The sequence below is a fragment of the Streptomyces sp. NPDC107562 genome (assembly GCF_055657325.1).
In genome coordinates this window covers 229,784-246,995 of the sequence record NZ_JBVKBE010000002.1, presented here as the reverse complement: position 1 = coordinate 246,995, position 17,212 = coordinate 229,784, and the positions used below count along the sequence as shown (strand labels likewise).

General features: G+C 73.0%; 16 protein-coding genes and 2 pseudogenes. 11 read left to right on the top strand and 7 right to left on the bottom strand.

Annotated features, from left to right (window positions below; all coding sequences use genetic code 11):
* Positions 1-286 precede the first annotated feature (286 nt).
* Entirely contained in the window at positions 287-676 is a 390-nt protein-coding gene (locus ACZ7LV_RS06950) for a hypothetical protein (RefSeq protein WP_471936550.1), read from the top strand.
* On the opposite strand, the gene ACZ7LV_RS06945 is transcribed toward ACZ7LV_RS06950, so the two are convergent.
* A complete protein-coding gene (locus ACZ7LV_RS06945; RefSeq protein WP_471936547.1) occupies positions 621-1,478 on the bottom strand; it encodes a DUF4184 family protein in 858 nt (285 codons plus the stop codon). The genes ACZ7LV_RS06950 and ACZ7LV_RS06945 overlap by 56 nt on opposite strands.
* Before the next feature lie 241 nt (positions 1,479-1,719).
* On the opposite strand from ACZ7LV_RS06945, the gene ACZ7LV_RS06940 reads away from it, so the two are divergent.
* The 3 genes from ACZ7LV_RS06940 to pgfA all read left to right on the top strand — a co-directional run bounded on the left by ACZ7LV_RS06940 (position 1,720) and on the right by pgfA (position 4,746).
* The gene (locus tag ACZ7LV_RS06940; protein ID WP_471936545.1) at positions 1,720-3,450 is read left to right on the top strand and encodes a lytic transglycosylase domain-containing protein; all 1,731 of its coding nucleotides are present in this window, start codon (positions 1,720-1,722) and stop codon (positions 3,448-3,450) included.
* A gap of 147 nt (positions 3,451-3,597) precedes the next feature.
* Positions 3,598-3,732 carry an SPW_0924 family protein gene (locus ACZ7LV_RS06935; protein WP_401676259.1) on the top strand — a complete coding sequence of 45 codons (135 nt, stop codon included), beginning with the start codon at positions 3,598-3,600 and terminating at the stop codon, positions 3,730-3,732.
* A 21-nt stretch (positions 3,733-3,753) separates the two neighbouring features.
* Positions 3,754-4,746, top strand: coding sequence for a cell envelope lipid trafficking protein PgfA (gene pgfA / locus ACZ7LV_RS06930; protein ID WP_471936543.1), 993 nt, complete (start codon positions 3,754-3,756; stop codon positions 4,744-4,746).
* On the opposite strand, the gene hrpB is transcribed toward pgfA, so the two are convergent.
* A complete protein-coding gene (hrpB, locus tag ACZ7LV_RS06925; RefSeq protein WP_471936541.1) occupies positions 4,736-7,258 on the bottom strand; it encodes an ATP-dependent helicase HrpB in 2,523 nt (840 codons plus the stop codon). The genes pgfA and hrpB overlap by 11 nt on opposite strands.
* A gap of 91 nt (positions 7,259-7,349) precedes the next feature.
* Positions 7,350-8,159: a class I SAM-dependent methyltransferase gene (locus ACZ7LV_RS06920; protein ID WP_471937772.1), complete on the bottom strand. Its 810-nt coding sequence runs from the start codon at positions 8,157-8,159 to the stop codon at positions 7,350-7,352.
* Between the two features lie 370 nt (positions 8,160-8,529).
* Between ACZ7LV_RS06920 and rpsA the strand changes: the two genes are divergently transcribed.
* The 4 genes from rpsA (at position 8,530) to ACZ7LV_RS06900 (ending at position 12,453) form a co-directional block, all read left to right on the top strand.
* Positions 8,530-10,026: a 30S ribosomal protein S1 gene (gene rpsA, locus ACZ7LV_RS06915; protein WP_471936539.1), complete on the top strand. Its 1,497-nt coding sequence runs from the start codon at positions 8,530-8,532 to the stop codon at positions 10,024-10,026.
* Positions 10,027-10,250: 224 nt separating this feature from the next.
* Entirely contained in the window at positions 10,251-11,189 is a 939-nt protein-coding gene (locus tag ACZ7LV_RS06910) for a PAC2 family protein (RefSeq protein WP_471936537.1), read from the top strand.
* A gap of 201 nt (positions 11,190-11,390) precedes the next feature.
* Positions 11,391-11,999, top strand: a complete 609-nt coding sequence (gene coaE / locus ACZ7LV_RS06905; protein WP_471936535.1) for a dephospho-CoA kinase — start codon at positions 11,391-11,393, stop codon at positions 11,997-11,999.
* Positions 12,000-12,072: 73 nt separating this feature from the next.
* Positions 12,073-12,453, top strand: a complete 381-nt coding sequence (locus tag ACZ7LV_RS06900; protein ID WP_401676245.1) for a tetratricopeptide repeat protein — start codon at positions 12,073-12,075, stop codon at positions 12,451-12,453.
* 139 nt (positions 12,454-12,592) lie between these two features.
* Here the strand turns inward: ACZ7LV_RS06900 and ACZ7LV_RS06895 are convergent.
* Positions 12,593-12,859, bottom strand: a pseudogene (locus tag ACZ7LV_RS06895) (DUF6343 family protein); the annotation flags it as partial.
* A 182-nt stretch (positions 12,860-13,041) separates the two neighbouring features.
* On the opposite strand from ACZ7LV_RS06895, the gene ACZ7LV_RS06890 reads away from it, so the two are divergent.
* Positions 13,042-13,740 (top strand): class I SAM-dependent methyltransferase, encoded by a 699-nt coding sequence (locus ACZ7LV_RS06890; RefSeq protein WP_471936533.1) that lies wholly within the window; start codon positions 13,042-13,044, stop codon positions 13,738-13,740.
* Positions 13,741-13,856: 116 nt separating this feature from the next.
* Complete coding sequence (locus ACZ7LV_RS06885; RefSeq protein ID WP_471936531.1) at positions 13,857-14,351, top strand: DoxX family protein; 495 nt, start codon at positions 13,857-13,859, stop codon at positions 14,349-14,351.
* Between the two features lie 165 nt (positions 14,352-14,516).
* Here ACZ7LV_RS06885 and ACZ7LV_RS06880 read toward each other — a convergent pair.
* Positions 14,517-15,092: pseudogene (locus ACZ7LV_RS06880) on the bottom strand (RNA-binding S4 domain-containing protein); the annotation flags it as partial.
* A 392-nt stretch (positions 15,093-15,484) separates the two neighbouring features.
* Here ACZ7LV_RS06880 and ACZ7LV_RS06875 point away from each other — a divergent pair.
* Entirely contained in the window at positions 15,485-16,279 is a 795-nt protein-coding gene (locus tag ACZ7LV_RS06875; protein ID WP_471936529.1) for a uracil-DNA glycosylase, read from the top strand.
* Between the two features lie 19 nt (positions 16,280-16,298).
* On the opposite strand, the gene ACZ7LV_RS06870 is transcribed toward ACZ7LV_RS06875, so the two are convergent.
* Together ACZ7LV_RS06870 and ACZ7LV_RS06865 are read right to left on the bottom strand one after the other, a co-directional pair.
* Positions 16,299-16,748 carry a GNAT family N-acetyltransferase gene (locus tag ACZ7LV_RS06870; RefSeq protein WP_471936527.1) on the bottom strand — a complete coding sequence of 150 codons (450 nt, stop codon included), beginning with the start codon at positions 16,746-16,748 and terminating at the stop codon, positions 16,299-16,301.
* Positions 16,745-17,158, bottom strand: a complete 414-nt coding sequence (locus tag ACZ7LV_RS06865; protein ID WP_471937770.1) for a RidA family protein — start codon at positions 17,156-17,158, stop codon at positions 16,745-16,747. Before ACZ7LV_RS06865 ends, ACZ7LV_RS06870 begins: the two co-directional genes overlap by 4 nt.
* Positions 17,159-17,212 lie beyond the last annotated feature (54 nt).

Genomic DNA, 17,212 nt, shown 5'->3' with positions numbered 1-17,212 from the left:
GTGGGGCCCCAGCCCAGACCGCCGCCCGGGGCGTCCGGCGGCGGCGTCGGCCCGACCGTGTGGGGCCCCGCCCCGGACGCCCGCTTGGGTCGTCCGGCGGCGGCGTCGGGCCGCCCATGTGGGGCCCCGTCCCAGACCCCGCCCCGGTCGTCCGGTGACGGCTCCCGGCCGCCCCGGTCGGGCCCCGCCCGGGACCCCCGTTCCTCGCACCCTCCTCGGAGAGGCCTTCACCCGCGTGGCCCCCGCGGAAAAGCCCCGCGGTGCTCGCGCCCGTCAAGATGCCGCCATGGGTATACGCATGCTCAGCCGCCGGACGGCCCCGGCTCAGCCCCCGCCCGCGCCCCAACCGCACGCGCCCGGCGCGAGCACCGCCCGCATCCCTCTGGGCCCGGTGAGGGCCCTGTGTCATGCCGCGGGGGATCTCCGCCGCCGCGCCGCCGTCGACTGGGAGAGACGGAAGACCGCCGCCTTCCGGCCCTGCGACACCGCCGCGTGGCGCCTGTGGGCCGAGCTGGCCCGCAACTACCTGGCCCTCTGCCTCACGCTGCTGCCCCGCGCCCCGCGCCCGCCCCGCACGTTCACCGTGTTCGTCGCGCCACTCCCCACCGCCGCCGGAGTGATCAAGCCCCCTGACGGCTCCGGTCCCGCTCCCTGCCGCCGCCTCCCGAACCGCTAGCGGCGCGGGCCGGCCGCCACAGCCGCACGGCCACCGCGTACGCGGGTACCGCGAGCGCCAGCCCCGCCCCGGCGCCGAAACACAGCGTCGGGATCAGCTCCCAGGGCTTGGCCGAGGACCCCCAGTACGCCCACCACCGCGCCGCCCGATGGGCCGCCGCGAGCAGTGCGCAGCCGCCGATCACCAGCGCGGCGAGCCACCGGTCCCGGACCGGCAGCACGGGAACACCCACCGGCTCGGCCGCGGGCGTCCGCCGCAGCGCCACCGCCACGAACACGGCGATCACGACGGCGGCCACCGCGGAACCGCCGTACTGGAGGTACCAGTACAGCGGGGCGCCCGCGATCTCCTCGCCCAGCACGGGAAACAGCCGCATCCCCCACCGGCCGGGATGCGTGAACGCGTCCCAGACGACGTGCGTGAGCCCGCCGAGCACGGCGGACACGTACCACCACGCCACCAGAGCGGGCCGTACGCGCCCGCGCGGCGCCCCGCAGCGCACGAGCGCGGCCACCCGGCGCCGCCGCCGGCTCGGCAGCAGCGCCACCAGGGGTTCACGCACCAGCAGCCAGAGCCACACCAGCGCCCAGGTGATGAGCACGTCGACCGTGAACACCCCCGCGAAGGAGTGGGTCACCGCGCCGAACTCCATCGCGCCGGACAGCACACTCGCCAGGTAATAGGTCATGTCGGGCGCGAAGGACCCGGCGACGAGTACGGCCGGCACCAGTGCGCCACGGCCGGTTCCGTCCGGGCGGACGACGGGCAGCACGGCTGCCGCATGACTGAGGGTGAACGGCAAGGGTGCTCCCCACGACGTGCGTTGACGTCCCAGTATCCGTGAGCGCGCGTCGTCCCGGTGCGGGGGCCGAGGCCCCAACGCCGTATGGCCAAGCGGTGAAGAGCAGGCGGGAACGGGTGACCGCGCGAACGAAGTTGCCGTAGGGTCGCACGGGTTGACGTACGGGGAGTGCGGCGTCGACGGAGCGGTGGCAACAGGGCATATGCGGGCGACTCGGACGCCCACGGGAGGGGTTCACTTCATGGCGGCGCATTTCGGCAGGAGGCTTCGCAAGGGCGCGGCGAACACCGCCGTCGCGGCGGCTGTGGCGGCGGCACTGGTCGCCTCCCAGGCCCCGGGGGTCGAGACCGACGACGCCGGCAGACAGAGCACCACCGGCACCCAGCCCTCGCCGGACACGCCCACGGACGACAGCGCGACCGGCAACTCGCCGTACTACACGGACCTGCCGCCGCTGCAGAGCCCGAGTCCCGCGCCCACCGTCGGCCCCACCGCCGACCCGGCCGTCACGGGTGACGCCGCCGCGGGCATCCCCGCGACCGTCCTCGACGCCTACAGGAAGGCGGAGGCCGCCCTGGGCGAATCCAAGCCCGGCTGCAACCTGCCCTGGGAACTCCTCGCCGCGATCGGCAAGGTCGAGTCGGGCCAGGCGGGCGGCGGCAACGTCGACGCCGCCGGCAACACGATCACCCCGATCCTCGGCCCCGCGCTGAACGGCGAGGGCTTCGCGCACATCAGCGACACCGACAACGGCGCGTTCGACGGCGACCACACGTACGACCGGGCCGTGGGCCCGATGCAGTTCATCCCCACCACATGGGCCTGGGCGGGCCGCGACGGCAACGGCGACGGGACCGCGAACCCGAACAACATCTACGACGCCGCCCTCGCCGCCGGTCACTACCTGTGCCGTTTCGGCTGGGACCTCTCCACCGACGACGACCTGCGCCGCGCGATCCTCAGCTACAACAACTCCACGGACTACCTGAACACCGTCCTGTCCTGGCTGGAGTTCTACCGCAAGGGCACGCACGAGATCCCCGACGGCACCGGCCCCCTGCCCGGGAACCGCAGCGACGTACCGGGGGCGAGCCCGTCGCCCACGCCGCCGCGCCACCCCGGGACCGGCTCGCACAGCCCGTCGCCCAAGCCGCCGTCGTCCAGGCCGCCGTCGGGCGAGCCCTCCACGCCGCCGGAGCCCAAGCCGCCGGTGACCCCGCCGACCGCCACCGACACGGTGCACCACCTGGAGGACGGGGGCACCGCGCAGCTCACGGCGATGGCGGGGGACGCGTTCGCCGAGCGGGTCAGCACCCGCGCCGAGAGCAAGGTGGGCAAGGGCGTCGCCAAGGTGCGGGTCCGCTTCACGATCGTCGGCGACACCGACGCCACCTTCACCGGCGGTGAGAAGGTCGCCACGGTGGTCACGGGCACCGCGGGTGTCGCCGTCGCGCCGGCCCTGAAGGCCGGCGAGAAGACCGGCTCGTTCACCGTGCGGACCACGGTCGTCGGCCGGTCCGTCCCCGGCGTCGACTACACCGCGACCGTCACGGCCCGTGCCGCGGACGCCCTCGCGCGCACCGGTGACGCCCCGCTGACCTGCCCGGTGGGCGGCGAGTTCGCCGACCAGGTCGAGGTGAAGGCGACGTACCAGGGCGCCGCGGCGGACGGCGTGGCCGTCACGGCCACCCTCATCAAGTCGGTGCTCGACCCGACCGAGAACGACAAGGGCCCGTACTTCAAGGACGCCGAGGGCAATCCCGTGCGCACCCTCACGGCCCTGAAGACGGACGCGAACGGCCTGCTGAAGCTGCCCAAGCTGTACGCGGACGACAACGCTGGCTCGTACATGCTCCGCCTCACCACCGAGGGCGGCGCGACGCTGAACGTCCTGCTCGACGTGAAGGCGGCCGAGACGCCCGCGCCCAGCCCGTCCGCGAGCCCCGGCGAGTCGGCGTCCCCGAGCGCCTAGCTCCCCGCTCCGCACGCACCCGACGGCGGCGCCCCTCCCGTAAGGGCGGGGCGCCGCCGGCGTGTGCGACGTGTTCTCTTCTCGCCCGCTCGTTGCTACGGTGCCGGATCTGACGAACTATCAGCTCCAGCTCGTCCGGAGGCACGCATGCGCGCCCTGATCGCCGCCGCGACCGGTCTCGCCGTCGCCGTCGCCCTGGTGCTCACGATCACGGCCATGGGCGCGCCGACGGGCGGGACCTCCCCGAAACCGCTGCTGACGACGGTGCCCGCACACCCGTGACCCCGGCGGAGGGAGACCGAGATGCGCCGCAGGACCAGCCTCCTACTGCTCGCCCTCGCCGTGTTCTTCGCGGCGCTCTCCCCCCTGCTGCGCTGGTACGCCTTCCCGCGCCTGGCCAAGATCCCGCCGAACCAGTACCAGGAGATGGTCCTGGAGGCGAAGGACGCCACCCTCCTCGACTACGGCACCATGCGGGCCCGCAAGGTGCCCAAGGTGACCATCGTGCAGACCCTCAAGGGCAACGTGGAGGCCTCCGAGCGGATCGAACGGACGGCGGGACGTGACGTCGTCGTCTGGGACGGCCTGTCCTATGTCCAGGGCCCCGACGGCGAGATGGTCTCCCGGATCCCCGAGCGGTACATCTTCGACGCCCACACCCAGGAACCCGTCCACGCCACCGGGGAGACGGTCGACGGCGACCCCGTCCGGCGGGAGGGCATCGAGTTCAAGTGGCCGTTCCTGACGGAGAAACGGAACTACGAGTACTTCGACGCGCAGGCACGGGTCACCGCACCCATCCACTACAAGGACACCCGGACGTTCCGCGGCGTCGAGGTCTACTACTTCGAGCAGACGATCCCGTGGACGAAGGTCCCGTTCCCCAAGGTCATGCCCGTGGCGGGCATCACCCCCGAGTCCGTCGCCGCGACGGGCACGACGCGCTGGTACACCACGGTGCGCAGGTTCTGGGTGGAGCCACTGACCGGCGCCCCCGTCTACGGCGAGGAGATCCACAAGGAGGAACTCCGCGGCGGCACCCTGCTCGGCGACCGCGACAGGGTGACGGCGTTCGCCGGCCACGTGAAGATGCGCGAGGACTACATCGACCACACGGTGGACCTGGTCGACTCCCAGCGCACCCTCGTCCTGCTGCTGACCTCGTACCTGCCCTGGGGCTTCCTGACGGTCGGCGTCCTGCTGCTCGCCCTCTCCCTTTACCTGGAGGCCCGTGCCCGCCGCCCCGACGGCCCCGCCCCCGGACGGACGACGGAACCGGAACCGGTCACCGCCTGAGCCGCGCGTTGGTGTGCCGGGTCGGCTCGGCCGTGGCCGGGTCCTCGGGCCACGGGTGCTTGGGGTATCGGCCACGCAGCTCCGCCCGTACGCCCTTGTAGCCGTCCCGCCAGAAGGAGGCCAGGTCGGCGGTGACGGCGGCCGGACGGCCGGCGGGGGAGAGCAGGTGCACCGTCACGGGGACACCCGCGAGGACGGGCGAGCGCTGCGCCCCGAACATCTCCTGCAACTTCACGGCCAGGACGGGCCGTTCCGGATCCCCGTAGTCCACCCGGATCCTGGACCCGCTCGGCACGGTGATCCGCTCGGGGGCGAGTTCGTCGAGCCGCGCCGCCTCCCCACCGGCCCAGGGCAGCAACCGGGCGAGTGCCTCCCCGGCGTCGATCCTGGCGAGATCACCCCGCCGCCGCGCCCGGCTCAGCTCAGGCTCGAGCCACTCCTGCACGCGCGCATGCAGCGCCTCGTCCGACACGTCCGGCCACGGTTCCCCGAGGTGCGTCCGCACAAAGCGCAGCCGCAGCCGCAGCACCTCCGCGTCCGGGGACCACCGCAGCAGCCCGAACCCCTCCCGCCGCAACCCCTCCACCAGCGCGTCCCGTACGAGGCCGGGAGCCGCCTCGGACAGCGGACGCACCGCCAGCTCCACCGCCCCGAGCCGCTCGACCCGCCGCGCGACGACATCGCCGTCGGCCCAGTGGACCTCCTGCGCCTCGGTGCGCAGCGCCCCCGCGGCCGAGCCGGCGATCCCCTCGTCCACCTCGGCGGCGAGCCGCACGCGCGCGAGCCCCCTGCCCAGGGGCCGGTCGGCCACCGCGACCGCGAGCCAGGACGCGCCCCGCAGCGGTGAGGCCTCCCCGACCTCGGCCCGGGTCCCCGAGACCATGAGATACGACCCGCCCTCCGCCCTGGCGACCCGCTCGGGGAAGGCGAGGGCGGCGACGACCCCGGCGGCCACCGCGTCGACGTCCCCGTCCGCCGGCCGGGGGCGACGGGCGGGCGGTCCGGCGGACTCGCCGAGAAGTCCGCGCAGCCTGCGGACCTCGGCACGCCACCGGCCGGCATAGGCGTCACCGCCACGCCGCGCGGTCCGCAGGGCCGTGGCCAGATCGTCCCCGTACTCCCGAGGGGGTTCCTCACTGAGCAGGGCGACGACCTCGGCGGACCGCTCGGCCCCGACCTCCGCGGCCGCGTCGAGCAAGGCCCGCCCGAGCCGCGGGTGCAGCCCCAGCCGGGTCAGCCGCAGCCCCCGTTCCGTCGCCCGGCCGCCGGAGTCGACGGCCCCCACCGCGCGCAGCACCTCCCGCGCGGCCGCCATGGCACCGGCCGGCGGCGCGTCCAGCAACGCCAGCCCGGACGCCTCCGGATCGCCCCAGCAGGCCGCCTGGAGCGCGAACGCCGTCAGATCGGCCACCTGGATCTCCGGCGCCGGGAAGCGCGGCAGACGGGCGTCCTCGGCCTCCGCCCAGCACCGGTACACGGCCCCCGGCGCTTCGCGCCCGGCCCGCCCCGCCCGCTGCCGCCCGGCCGCCTGCGAGGCCCGTACCGTCGTCAGCGCGCTCAGCCCGCGCGCGTGGTCCACCCGCGGCTCACGCGCCAGCCCCGCGTCGACGACCACGCGGACCCCGGGAACCGTCAGGGACGACTCGGCCACCGCCGTCGCCAGGACCACCCGGCGCCGCGCCCCCGCCGCCAGCACCGCGTCCTGCACGGCAGCGGGCGCCCGCCCGTGCACCTGGAGCACCTCGACGTCCCCCAGGTCCCCGAGCTGCCCGGCGACCCTCGCGATCTCCCCGACACCCGGCAGGAAACACAGCACGTCCCCCGTCCGCTCGGCGAGCGCCCGCCGCACCACCGACGCCACATGGCCGAGCAGCGCCGGATCGACCCGCATGCCGTGCGGCGGCCGTACGGGGCGCGCGGGCGGCGCCCACACGACCTCGACCGGGTACGCGGCGCCCTCCGCCGCGACCACGGGGGCGCCGCCGAGCAGCCGGGCCCAGCCCTGCGCGTCGGTCGTCGCCGACGCGGCCACCAGCCGCAGCTCCGGCCGCAGCGCCTCCCGTACGTCCCACAGGAACGCCGCCACCGTGTCCGCGTCCAGATGCCGCTCGTGGCACTCGTCGAGGATCACCACGTCGACGCCGCCGAGCTCCTGGTCCCGCTGGAGTCGTTGCAGCAGTACACCGGTCGTGACGACCTCCACGCGCGTGTGCGGCCCGATGACGCGTTCCCCCCGCACGGTGTAGCCGACGCGCTCGCCGACCTCCTCGCCCAGCAGCCAGGCCATCCGCCGCGCCGCCGCCCGGGCCGCGATCCGCCGCGGCTCGGCCACGACCACCCGCCGGGCCGGCCCGGCGCCGAGCAGCCCCGCCAGCGCGAGCGGCACCAGCGTCGTCTTCCCGGTGCCCGGCGGCGCGACGAGGACGGCCGTGCCCGGCCCCTCCAGGGCCTCGCGCAGGGGCGGGAGAGCGGTACGTACGGGCAGCGCGTCCAGGGCGTCGTAACGGATCACGCGCCCCAGTGTCGTACGACCGCGCGCACCCTCCCGCGCGCGGGAGGGTGCGTGGGGCACGCGGGAGGTGCGTGGGGCAGGGGGGCGGGTCTCAGTCCCGTTCGCACACGAAGATCGCCGTGCCGGGGATCAGGTTCCCGCGCAGCGGCGACCAGCCGCCCCACTCGGAGGTGTTCCAGGCCGGCCACTGCGGCTCCACCAGGTCCACGAGCCGGAACCCGGACGCCACGACGTCCCGGACCCGGTCGCCCAGCGTCCTGTGGTGCTCGACGTACACCGCCCGGCCCTGTTCGTCCTGCTCCACGTAGGGCGTGCGGTCGAAGTACGACCCCGACACGCTCAGCCCCTCGGGACCGGGCTCGTCCGGGAACGCCCAGCGGATCGGATGGGTCACCGAGAACACCAGGCGGCCACCCGGCCGCAGGGTCCGCCGCACCTCGCGGAGCACCATCCGCGGGTCCGCCACGAAGGGCAGCGCCCCGTACGCCGAGCACGCCAGGTCGAAGGAGGCGTCCGCGAACGGGAGGGCGGCCGCGTCGGCGCACACCAGGGGGAACGCCCCGCCGATGCGCAACGCATGCTGGAGCTGGCGGTGGGAGATGTCCAGGGCGACCGGGTGGGCACCCTGCGCGGCCAGCCAGCGCGCGCACTGGGCCGCGCCGGCGCCGATCTCCAGGACGTGCTTCCCCTTGAGCTCCTCCGACGGGCCGAGCAGTTCCGCCTCCACCTCGTCGAGGCCCTCGGGGCCCCATACGAAACGGTCGTCGCCGAGGAACGTGCCGTGCTCGGTCTGGTACTCGTCCGCGTTGCGGTCCCACCAGCCCCGGTTGGCCCGGGCGCTCTCCGTGACATCCGCGGTACGCCGGGTGGCTTCCGGCTCGAACGCTTCCGGCTCTTGGATGATCGGCTCCCTCGTCGTAATGTGCCGTCCAACCCGTCCCGGGGGTGGCGCGGGAGGGGCGCGTCACGGCCCGCGTGGCCTCAGACGACAGGTTTTGTGCCGGTTATGGGGTGATCCGCCCCGGGTGTGCGCCTTCGCGCATTGACCCTGTCCGGCTGCCCCCGTATGCTACAAGTTGCGCTGCGGGCCTGCGCACCTCAGACGTAGCAGGCTGCGCTCGCATCTGTTGTATGTCCCCTCGGTTGTCGAGGCGCTGCCACCTTTTCCCGGTGGGGCGCTTCCTTGGCTGTCCGGCTTCTGCAGAGCGAAACGGGCTCCCGGCGTAAGCAGTACCTACGACTTCAATGTCCGTACCGGAGCCCTTTCCCACATGACGAGCAGCACCGAGACCACCGCCACCACCCCGCAGGTAGCGGTCAACGACATCGGTAACGAGGAAGCCTTCCTCGCCGCGATCGACGAGACGATCAAGTACTTCAACGACGGCGACATCGTCGACGGCGTCATCGTGAAGGTCGACCGGGACGAGGTCCTGCTCGACATCGGTTACAAGACCGAAGGCGTTATCCCGAGCCGCGAGCTCTCGATCAAGCACGACGTCGACCCCAACGAGGTCGTCGCCGTCGGTGACGAGATCGAGGCCCTCGTCCTCCAGAAGGAGGACAAGGAAGGCCGCCTGATCCTCTCGAAGAAGCGCGCCCAGTACGAGCGTGCCTGGGGCACCATCGAGAAGATCAAGGAAGAGGACGGGATCGTCACCGGTACCGTCATCGAGGTCGTCAAGGGTGGTCTCATCCTCGACATCGGCCTCCGCGGCTTCCTCCCGGCCTCCCTGGTCGAGATGCGCCGTGTCCGCGACCTCCAGCCCTACGTGGGCAAGGAGCTCGAGGCCAAGATCATCGAGCTGGACAAGAACCGCAACAACGTGGTCCTGTCCCGCCGTGCCTGGCTGGAGCAGACCCAGTCCGAGGTCCGCCAGACGTTCCTCACGACCCTCCAGAAGGGTCAGGTCCGTTCCGGCGTCGTCTCCTCGATCGTCAACTTCGGTGCCTTCGTGGACCTGGGTGGCGTCGACGGTCTGGTCCACGTCTCCGAGCTGTCCTGGAAGCACATCGACCACCCCTCCGAGGTTGTCGAGGTCGGCCAGGAGGTCACCGTCGAGGTCCTCGACGTCGACATGGACCGCGAGCGCGTCTCCCTGTCGCTGAAGGCGACCCAGGAAGACCCGTGGCAGCAGTTCGCCCGCACCCACCAGATCGGCCAGGTCGTGCCCGGCAAGGTCACGAAGCTGGTTCCGTTCGGTGCGTTCGTCCGCGTGGACGAGGGCATCGAGGGTCTGGTGCACATCTCCGAGCTGGCCGAGCGCCACGTGGAGATCCCGGAGCAGGTCGTCCAGGTCAACGACGAGATCTTCGTCAAGGTCATCGACATCGACCTCGAGCGTCGTCGCATCAGCCTCTCGCTGAAGCAGGCCAACGAGTCCTTCGGTGCCGACCCGGCCTCGGTCGAGTTCGACCCGACCCTGTACGGCATGGCCGCGTCGTACGACGACCAGGGCAACTACATCTACCCCGAGGGCTTCGACCCCGAGACCAACGACTGGCTCGAGGGCTACGAGACCCAGCGCGAGGCGTGGGAGGGCCAGTACGCCGAGGCGCAGCAGCGCTTCGAGCAGCACCAGGCCCAGGTCATCAAGTCCCGCGAGGCCGACGCCGCCGCGGCGGCCGAGGGCGGCGACGCGGCGGGTGCGGCTCCGGCCGCGTCCGGCGGTTCCTACTCCTCCGAGGGCCCGGACAACTCCGGCGCGCTGGCCTCGGACGAGGCGCTTGCCGCGCTGCGCGAGAAGCTGGCGGGCGGCCAGAGCTGAACGCTCACCGCTGAGGCTTAGCCGATAGCCAAGGGCCCGTACCTTCGTGGTACGGGCCCTTGGTGTTGCCCGGGCTGGGTCCTCGGTGTCTACAAGGGCGCGAACTCGGCTCCTTCGACGATGTGTTCGCCGGCTACGGCTTGCCCTGATCTTGGCGCGGCGGACGGGAATGCCCGTCCCGTGGGTGGCGTTGTCGAGAACGGACACGAGGAGGAGCGGTCACTGTGCTTGATCCGCAGGGTTTGTACACGTGGGAGCCGAAGGGGCTGGCCGTCGTCGACATGGCGCTCGCCCAGGAGTCGGCCGGACTTGTCATGCTCTATCACTTCGACGGATACATCGACGCGGGCGAGACCGGCGACCAGATCGTCGACCGGCTCCTCGACGCCTTGCCCCACCAGGTGGTCGCCCGTTTCGACCACGACCGGCTCGTGGACTACCGCGCCCGACGCCCGCTGCTGACCTTCAAGCGCGACCGTTGGACCGACTACGAGGAGCCCACGCTCGCCGTCCGGCTCGTCCAGGACGCCACCGGAGCGCCCTTCCTGCTGCTGTCCGGTCCCGAGCCGGACGTCGAGTGGGAGCGCTTCGCGGCGGCCGTGGACCAGATCGCGGAACGCCTCGGCGTCCGCCTCGCCGTGAACTTCCACGGCATCCCCATGGGCGTCCCGCACACCCGCCCGGTGGGCATCACGCCGCACGGCAACCGCACGGACCTCGTACCGGGCTACCCCAGCCCCTTCGACGAGGCCCAGGTGCCCGGCAGCGCCGAGTCCCTCGTCGAGTACCGCCTCATGCAGGCCGGGCACGACGTCCTGGGCGTCGCCGCGCACGTCCCGCACTACATCGCCCGCTCCGCCTACCCGGACGCGGCGCTGACCGTCCTGGAGGCCATCACCGCCGCCACGGGGCTGGTGCTGCCCGGCATCGCGCACGCGCTGCGCACGGAAGCCCACCGCACCCAGACGGAGATCGACCGGCAGGTCCAGGAGGGCGACGAGGAACTCACCGCGCTCGTACGGGGGCTGGAGCACCAGTACGACGCGGTCGCGGGGGCGGAGAGTCGCGGCAACATGCTCGCCGAGCCGGTGGAGATCCCGTCCGCCGACGAGATCGGGCAGGAGTTCGAGCGGTTCCTGGCGGAGCGTGAAGGGGAGAACTGAGCCGGCCGGCGGCCGTGCCGCGGGGCGTCCACGCAGGGTGCCTCGGTTGGCGTTGCCGCGGGGTACTTCGGTTGGCGTTGCCGCGGGGTGCTTCGGGGGCGTTGCCGCAGGTTCCTTGGTGCCGGTGGGTGCCACCGCACCGGCTGGCCGTATCCGCACCGGCCGGGTGTACCGGCACCGGCAGGGCCTAAGCTTCCGCTCATGCTGAAGGTGGGCCTGACCGGCGGGATCGGCGCCGGCAAGAGCGAGGTGTCGCGGCTGCTCGTGGAGTGCGGAGCCGTGCTGATCGACGCGGACCGCATCGCGCGCGAGGTGGTCGCGGCGGGCACGCCCGGTCTGGCGGCGCTGGTGGAGGCCTTCGGCGAGGAGGTGCTCGCACCGGAAGGCGGACTGGACCGGCCGAAGCTCGGCTCGATCGTCTTCTCCGACCCGGAGAAGCTGGCCGTCCTGAACTCGATCGTGCATCCGCTGGTGGGAGCCCGGTCCCGTGAGCTGGAGTCCGCGGCCGCCGAGGACGCCGTCGTCGTCCACGACGTACCGCTCCTCACCGAGAACGGCCTGGCGTCGCTGTACGACCTGGTGATCGTCGTCGACGCGGGACCCGAGACCCAGCTCGACCGGCTCGTACGGCTGCGCGGCATGACCGAGGAGGACGCCCGCGCGCGTATGGCCGCCCAGGCGACCCGCGAGGAACGCCTGCGGATCGCGGACATCGTGATCGACAACGAGGTCCCGCTGGAGGAGCTGCGGGAGCGGGTCACGCAGGTGTGGGCGGAGCTGGTCCGCCGGGCACACGCCTCTCAGGGGTGACCGACGGCTGCCCCGGGGAATAGTGGTCACGGGGGCGGGCGTTGAATCGGTGCAGTAAGGGAAGGACTCTGCCGTGCCCGAGACCAGCGGTTCGACCGGACGTTCGCCGGAGACGCATGTCATCGACTACCGCGCCGCCGAGCAGCTGCTCGCCGCGCGCGATCCGCGGGGCGCGGTGAAGCTGCTCGACCCCGTGATCGCCGCCCACCCCGAGAACACGGCGGCCCGGCTGCTGCGGGCGCGCGCGTTCTTCGCCGCCGCGCAACTGCGCCCCGCGGAGCTGGAGTTCACGATCGTCCTGGAGCGCGAGCCGGACAACGCGTTCGCGCACTTCGCGCTCGCTCGAACCTATGAGCGGCAGGGACGGCCCGATCAGGCCAAGCGACATTTCCGGCTGGCGGCCGCGCTCGATCCGAATCCGGAGTACCTGAAGGCCGCGCGCTTCGACGGGTAGGTCGGGCCGGCCTGGCGGAGGCGTCCGGGTTGCCTCAGACGTCTTTGGTGTCTCCGTTGTCTCTGTTGTCTCCGGTGTTGTTGGTGCCTCTGGTGCCTCTGATGCCTGAGGTGTCTGAGGTGTCTGTGGGTGGCACCGTGCGGCCCTCCACCGGTCGGTAGGGCGGGACGTCCCGGCCTGGCTGGAAATGCGGCCCCTCGCGGATGTGCCGGACGATGACCGCCAGATCGATGGTGATCACCAGCCACAGCACGCCGCAGGCGATGGCCCATCCCGGGCGGCCGACCAGCAGGAAGGCGACCGTTCCGAAGATCGCCCAGGCCAGCCCCCACACGCTCAGCCAGAACCGCGCCCGCAGCGCACTGCGCGCGGTCGTCGGCTCACTGCCCGTTCGCATCGGGGTCATCACTCCTCACTCGCAACGTACTCTCCGGTGCGTCCGTACTCCAGGCGCGCGGGTGTCGAGGCGTGTGGCTTGCCGGGCAGGAGGCCCGGCCCGGTGTAACCGGTGTGACCGCTGCGCTCACTCGAACGGGTGAACTACGGGTGGGTGGGAACGGCTGTGCGGAGGCGGGCCGTTGGGCGGGCATGGAGCTGAAAATGCGAGCGGGACATCAGGGGACGGGACCGGGGGCGATCACGCCGGACGGGTGTGCGGTCGAGCTCTACTCACGGCTTCCGGTGGGGGACGAGGCGGAGGTCGTCGCCGGTGTGGTGCCGGCAGGGTCGCGCATCCTGGAGCTGGGCTGCGGGGTCGGCCGGATGACCCACCCGCTGCTGGAGCGGGGTTACACGGTCACGGCGGTGGACGAGTCACCGGACATGCTGGAGCGCGTTCGCGGGGCGCGCACGATATGCGGCCCCATCGAGGAGCTGGACCTGGGGGAGAGGTTCGACGCGGTGCTGCTGGCGTCGTTCCTCGTACACACCGGGGACGAGAAGGTGCGGCGTGGTCTGCTGGGGGCCTGCGTGCGGCATCTCGCGGAAGACGGCTGCGTGCTGATCCAGCGGGAGGGCGAGGACTACCACACGAACGTGCCGCGTGAGCGGGTCGACCCGAGTGGCTTCACCGTGCGGATCGTGTCCTCGGTGCCGCTCGGTGACGGCACGAACTCGGTGCACGCGGAGTACGACTTCCCGGACGCGGCGTGGACGCAGACGTTCCGGGCCCGGCCGCTCACCGAGGAGGAGTTCGAGGCCGCGCTGGGGGAGGCGGGCCTGAGAGTCGAGGCGTACCTGACGGAGGATCGGGTGTGGGTGAAGGCCGTGGCGGCGCAAGGGGGCTGAAGCGGGGGAGCGGACGAAGTGGTGAGCGGGATTCCGGCCGAAGGGCGATGAGTTCCCGACCCGCGGTGGGTCTGACCTGTGACAGCAACGCACCCCGCTTCGCACAGGAGAACCCCATGTCCGAGACCACCGCGTCCGTAGCCTCCGTCACGTCCCCCGCGTCCGTCTCGCCCACTGCGTCAGCTTCTGCGTCGTCCGTCGTGGTGGCCGAGTCCGCGACCGCTCGCGGGCGGCGGGCCCGTATCGCCCTGCGGGCCCTCCAGGTGGTCCTCGCACTCTTCTACGCCGCCGCGAGCGCGCTGCCGAAGCTGATCGCGCACTCCTCGGCCACGGGGACCTTCGCCGACATGGGCTGGGGCGACGCCGGGATGTACACCATCGGCGTCCTGGAACTGGCCGGTGCCGTCGCCCTGTTGGTGCGGCCGCTTCAGTCCGTCGCGGCGATCTCGCTGGGCGCGCTGATGGTGGGCGCGTTCATCACGCAGCTCACGGTGTTCGACGGGCAGAACGCGGCGACACCGGTGATCCTGCTGGTGCCACTCGCCCTGATCGCCTGGGCGCGGCGGGGACAGAACACGGATTTGCTGCGGATGCTGCGGCGACGGGAGTGACGCGGACGACGGGGGTGACGAGGCCGACGACGGCGTAGGTCAGCGCCCTCCGGTACGGCCGCCGCGACCTCCCGGCCGGCCGGAGCCGCCGCCCGGACCGCCTCCGAGCCCGCCCGTGCCGCCCAGTCCCCCGAGTCCGCCAGGGCCTCCGCCCAGACCGACCGAGCCGCGACCGCCGGGACTGCCCTTGCCGCCCGGCTTTCCCCGGCCACCGGCGCCGCCAAAGCCACCAGAACCACCCAGCCCTCCCGGTCCGCCCGGTCCACCCAGCCCTCCCGGTCCGCCCGGTCCACCCAGCCCGCCCGGGCTGCCCGGCCCGCCTGGAACCGCTGGGCCGCCGAGGCCGCCCAGGCCCCGCAGGCGCTCCAGTTCGCGGCGGTCGCGCTTGGTCGGGCGGCCCGCGCCGCGGTCTCGGACACCGGCGGGGGCGAGGACCTCGCGGGGCGGACGCGGTGGGCTGTTGTCGACATAGCACTCGACGGCGACCGGGGGGCCGACCCGCTTGCGGATCAGCCGCTTGACGACGACGACACGCTCCCAGCCCTCCTGCCGGAGCCGTACCTCGTCGCCGACGCGTACCGCGTGGGCGGGCTTGACCCGCTCGCCGTTCAGCCGCACGTGCCCGCCACGGCAGGCCGCCGCGCCCTGGGAGCGGGTCTTGACCAGCCGTACGGACCAGATCCAGCTGTCGATGCGGACGCTCTCGCCGTTCGCCGGACCGGCGGCCCGTGCGGCGGCGATCGCCGCGGCGGTCGCGGCGGCGGCCTGGGAGTCGTCGGCGCCCTGAGCCTCGGCAGCGCCCTGATCTCCTGCGGCGCCCTGATCCTCCGGGACGGCTCGGTCGTCCGGGGCTGCCTGCTCCGCGAGGGAGGCCTGGGTCCGCGCGGCGGCCTGGCCCTCTCGGGTTCGGGAAGTCCCAGGGGCAGGTTCGTGGGCCGGAGCCGGAGACGGGGCCTCGTTCGGCGTGTGCCGGCTGGTCCCGCCGCTGCCCGCCTCGTCCATGCGATCGGAAGCCATGCCCCCGACCATAGCCCCCCTGGCCCGGTGCGCTGGAGGGCTTTTCTCCGGCCCGGGCCCTGGGCGGCGACCGAGGCGGTCGACACGGCACCGGGGCACGGATCTACGGTGGACGCATGGAGAGCAGCGTCCCCGCCGGCCTCGCCGGCCTCGATGAGCGGATCGCGGGGTGTCGGGCCTGCCCTCGGCTGGTCGCCTGGCGTGAGGAGGTGGCCCGTACCAAGCGCGCCGCCTTCGCGGACTGGACGTACTGGGGACGCCCGGTGCCGGGCTTCGGCCCGGCGGACGCCCGGCTGCTGATCGTGGGCCTCGCCCCGGCGGCACACGGTGGCAACCGCACCGGCCGGATGTTCACCGGCGACCGGTCCGGGGACGTGCTGTACGAGGCGCTGTACGACGTGGGACTCGCGTCCCGGCCCACGTCGGTGACGGCCGACGACGGCCTCGAACTGTACGGCGTGCGCGTCACCTCGCCCGTGCACTGCGCGCCGCCCGCCAACAAGCCCACGCCCGGGGAACGCGACACCTGCCGGCCCTGGCTGGTCCAAGAACTGGGCCTGCTGCGGCCGACGTTGCGGGCGGTGGTCGTGCTCGGCGCCTTCGGGTGGCAGGCGGCGTTGCCGGCGTTCGCGGCGGCGGGCTGGGTGGTTCCGCGACCCAGGCCCGTCTTCGGGCACGGCGCACGGGTGAGGCTGGCCGCGCGGGCCGAGGGCAGCGACGACCCCGCCGTCACTGCCCCACCCCCCGGCCGACCGTCCGCCCTGGACCTCTTCGGCTGCTTCCACGTCAGTCAGCGCAACACCTTCACCGGCCGTCTCACCCCGAAGATGCTGAGGGACGTGCTGAGCGAGGCGGGACGTACGGCAGGTCTGGCGGTGCGCGACCGACGGACCGGGACCGGCCGGAGCTGACGGGAGGGGCCGTCCGTTGTCAGGGCCGCCACACGTACCGGACGTCCGGCTCGCTCTCCTCGTTGCCGCTGCCGTCGGTGCGTTCGACGGCGACGAATCCATGGCGCTCGTAGAAGCGGTGGGCGGGGGTGTTGACCTGGAAGGTCCACAGGGTCAGGCCGTGCGGGCGGCGCTGCCGGGCCATGTCCAGGAAGCGGTCCCCGACGCCCCGTCCGCGCCAGTCCGGATCGAGGTAGAGCTGGGAGAGCTGGTCACCGTCGAGCACCATGACGCCGATGAGGTCCTGCGCGGTCTCGGCGACCCAGGTCTCCCGCAGCGGTACCACCACGTCCCGGAAGTGCGACCGCACCTCGTCGTCGGAGCGCGGGCGGACGACCGTCGGCAACGCGGCGGCGAACGACCGCAGCCAGACGTCCGCGGCGGCCCCGGCATCGGCCGCCACGGCACGGCGGAGCACGACCCGGCTCACCCTGAGGACCCGTCGGGGACGACGGCCGTGGCCGTGATCTCCACCAGCTGTCCCGTGTACCCGAGACAGGCCACCCCGAGAAGGGTCGACGAGTGCGGACCGGCGCTCAGCCCTGACGCCTCGACGACCTCCCACACGGCGGACAGCATCGCGGGCTCCCCGCTCACGACGTACACCTCGGTCGACAGCACATGGGCCAAGTCACTGCCCACGGCCTGAAGTTGCTCCTCCAGGTTGGCGACCACCTGCCGCGCCTGCCGCACGGCGTCCCCCTCCCCGACGAGCTTCCCTTCGGCGTCGAGAGGTACGGCCCCGGCCAGGAAGGCGAGCTTCGTGCCGGCCTCGACCACCGAGGCGTGCGAGTAGGTGGGGGGAGGGAAGAGGGAGGGGACGGTGACGCGCTTGATCACGTGCTCGCTCCTGAGGACGACGGGGCGTACGGGCATACAGCTGCTGCCCTTGGA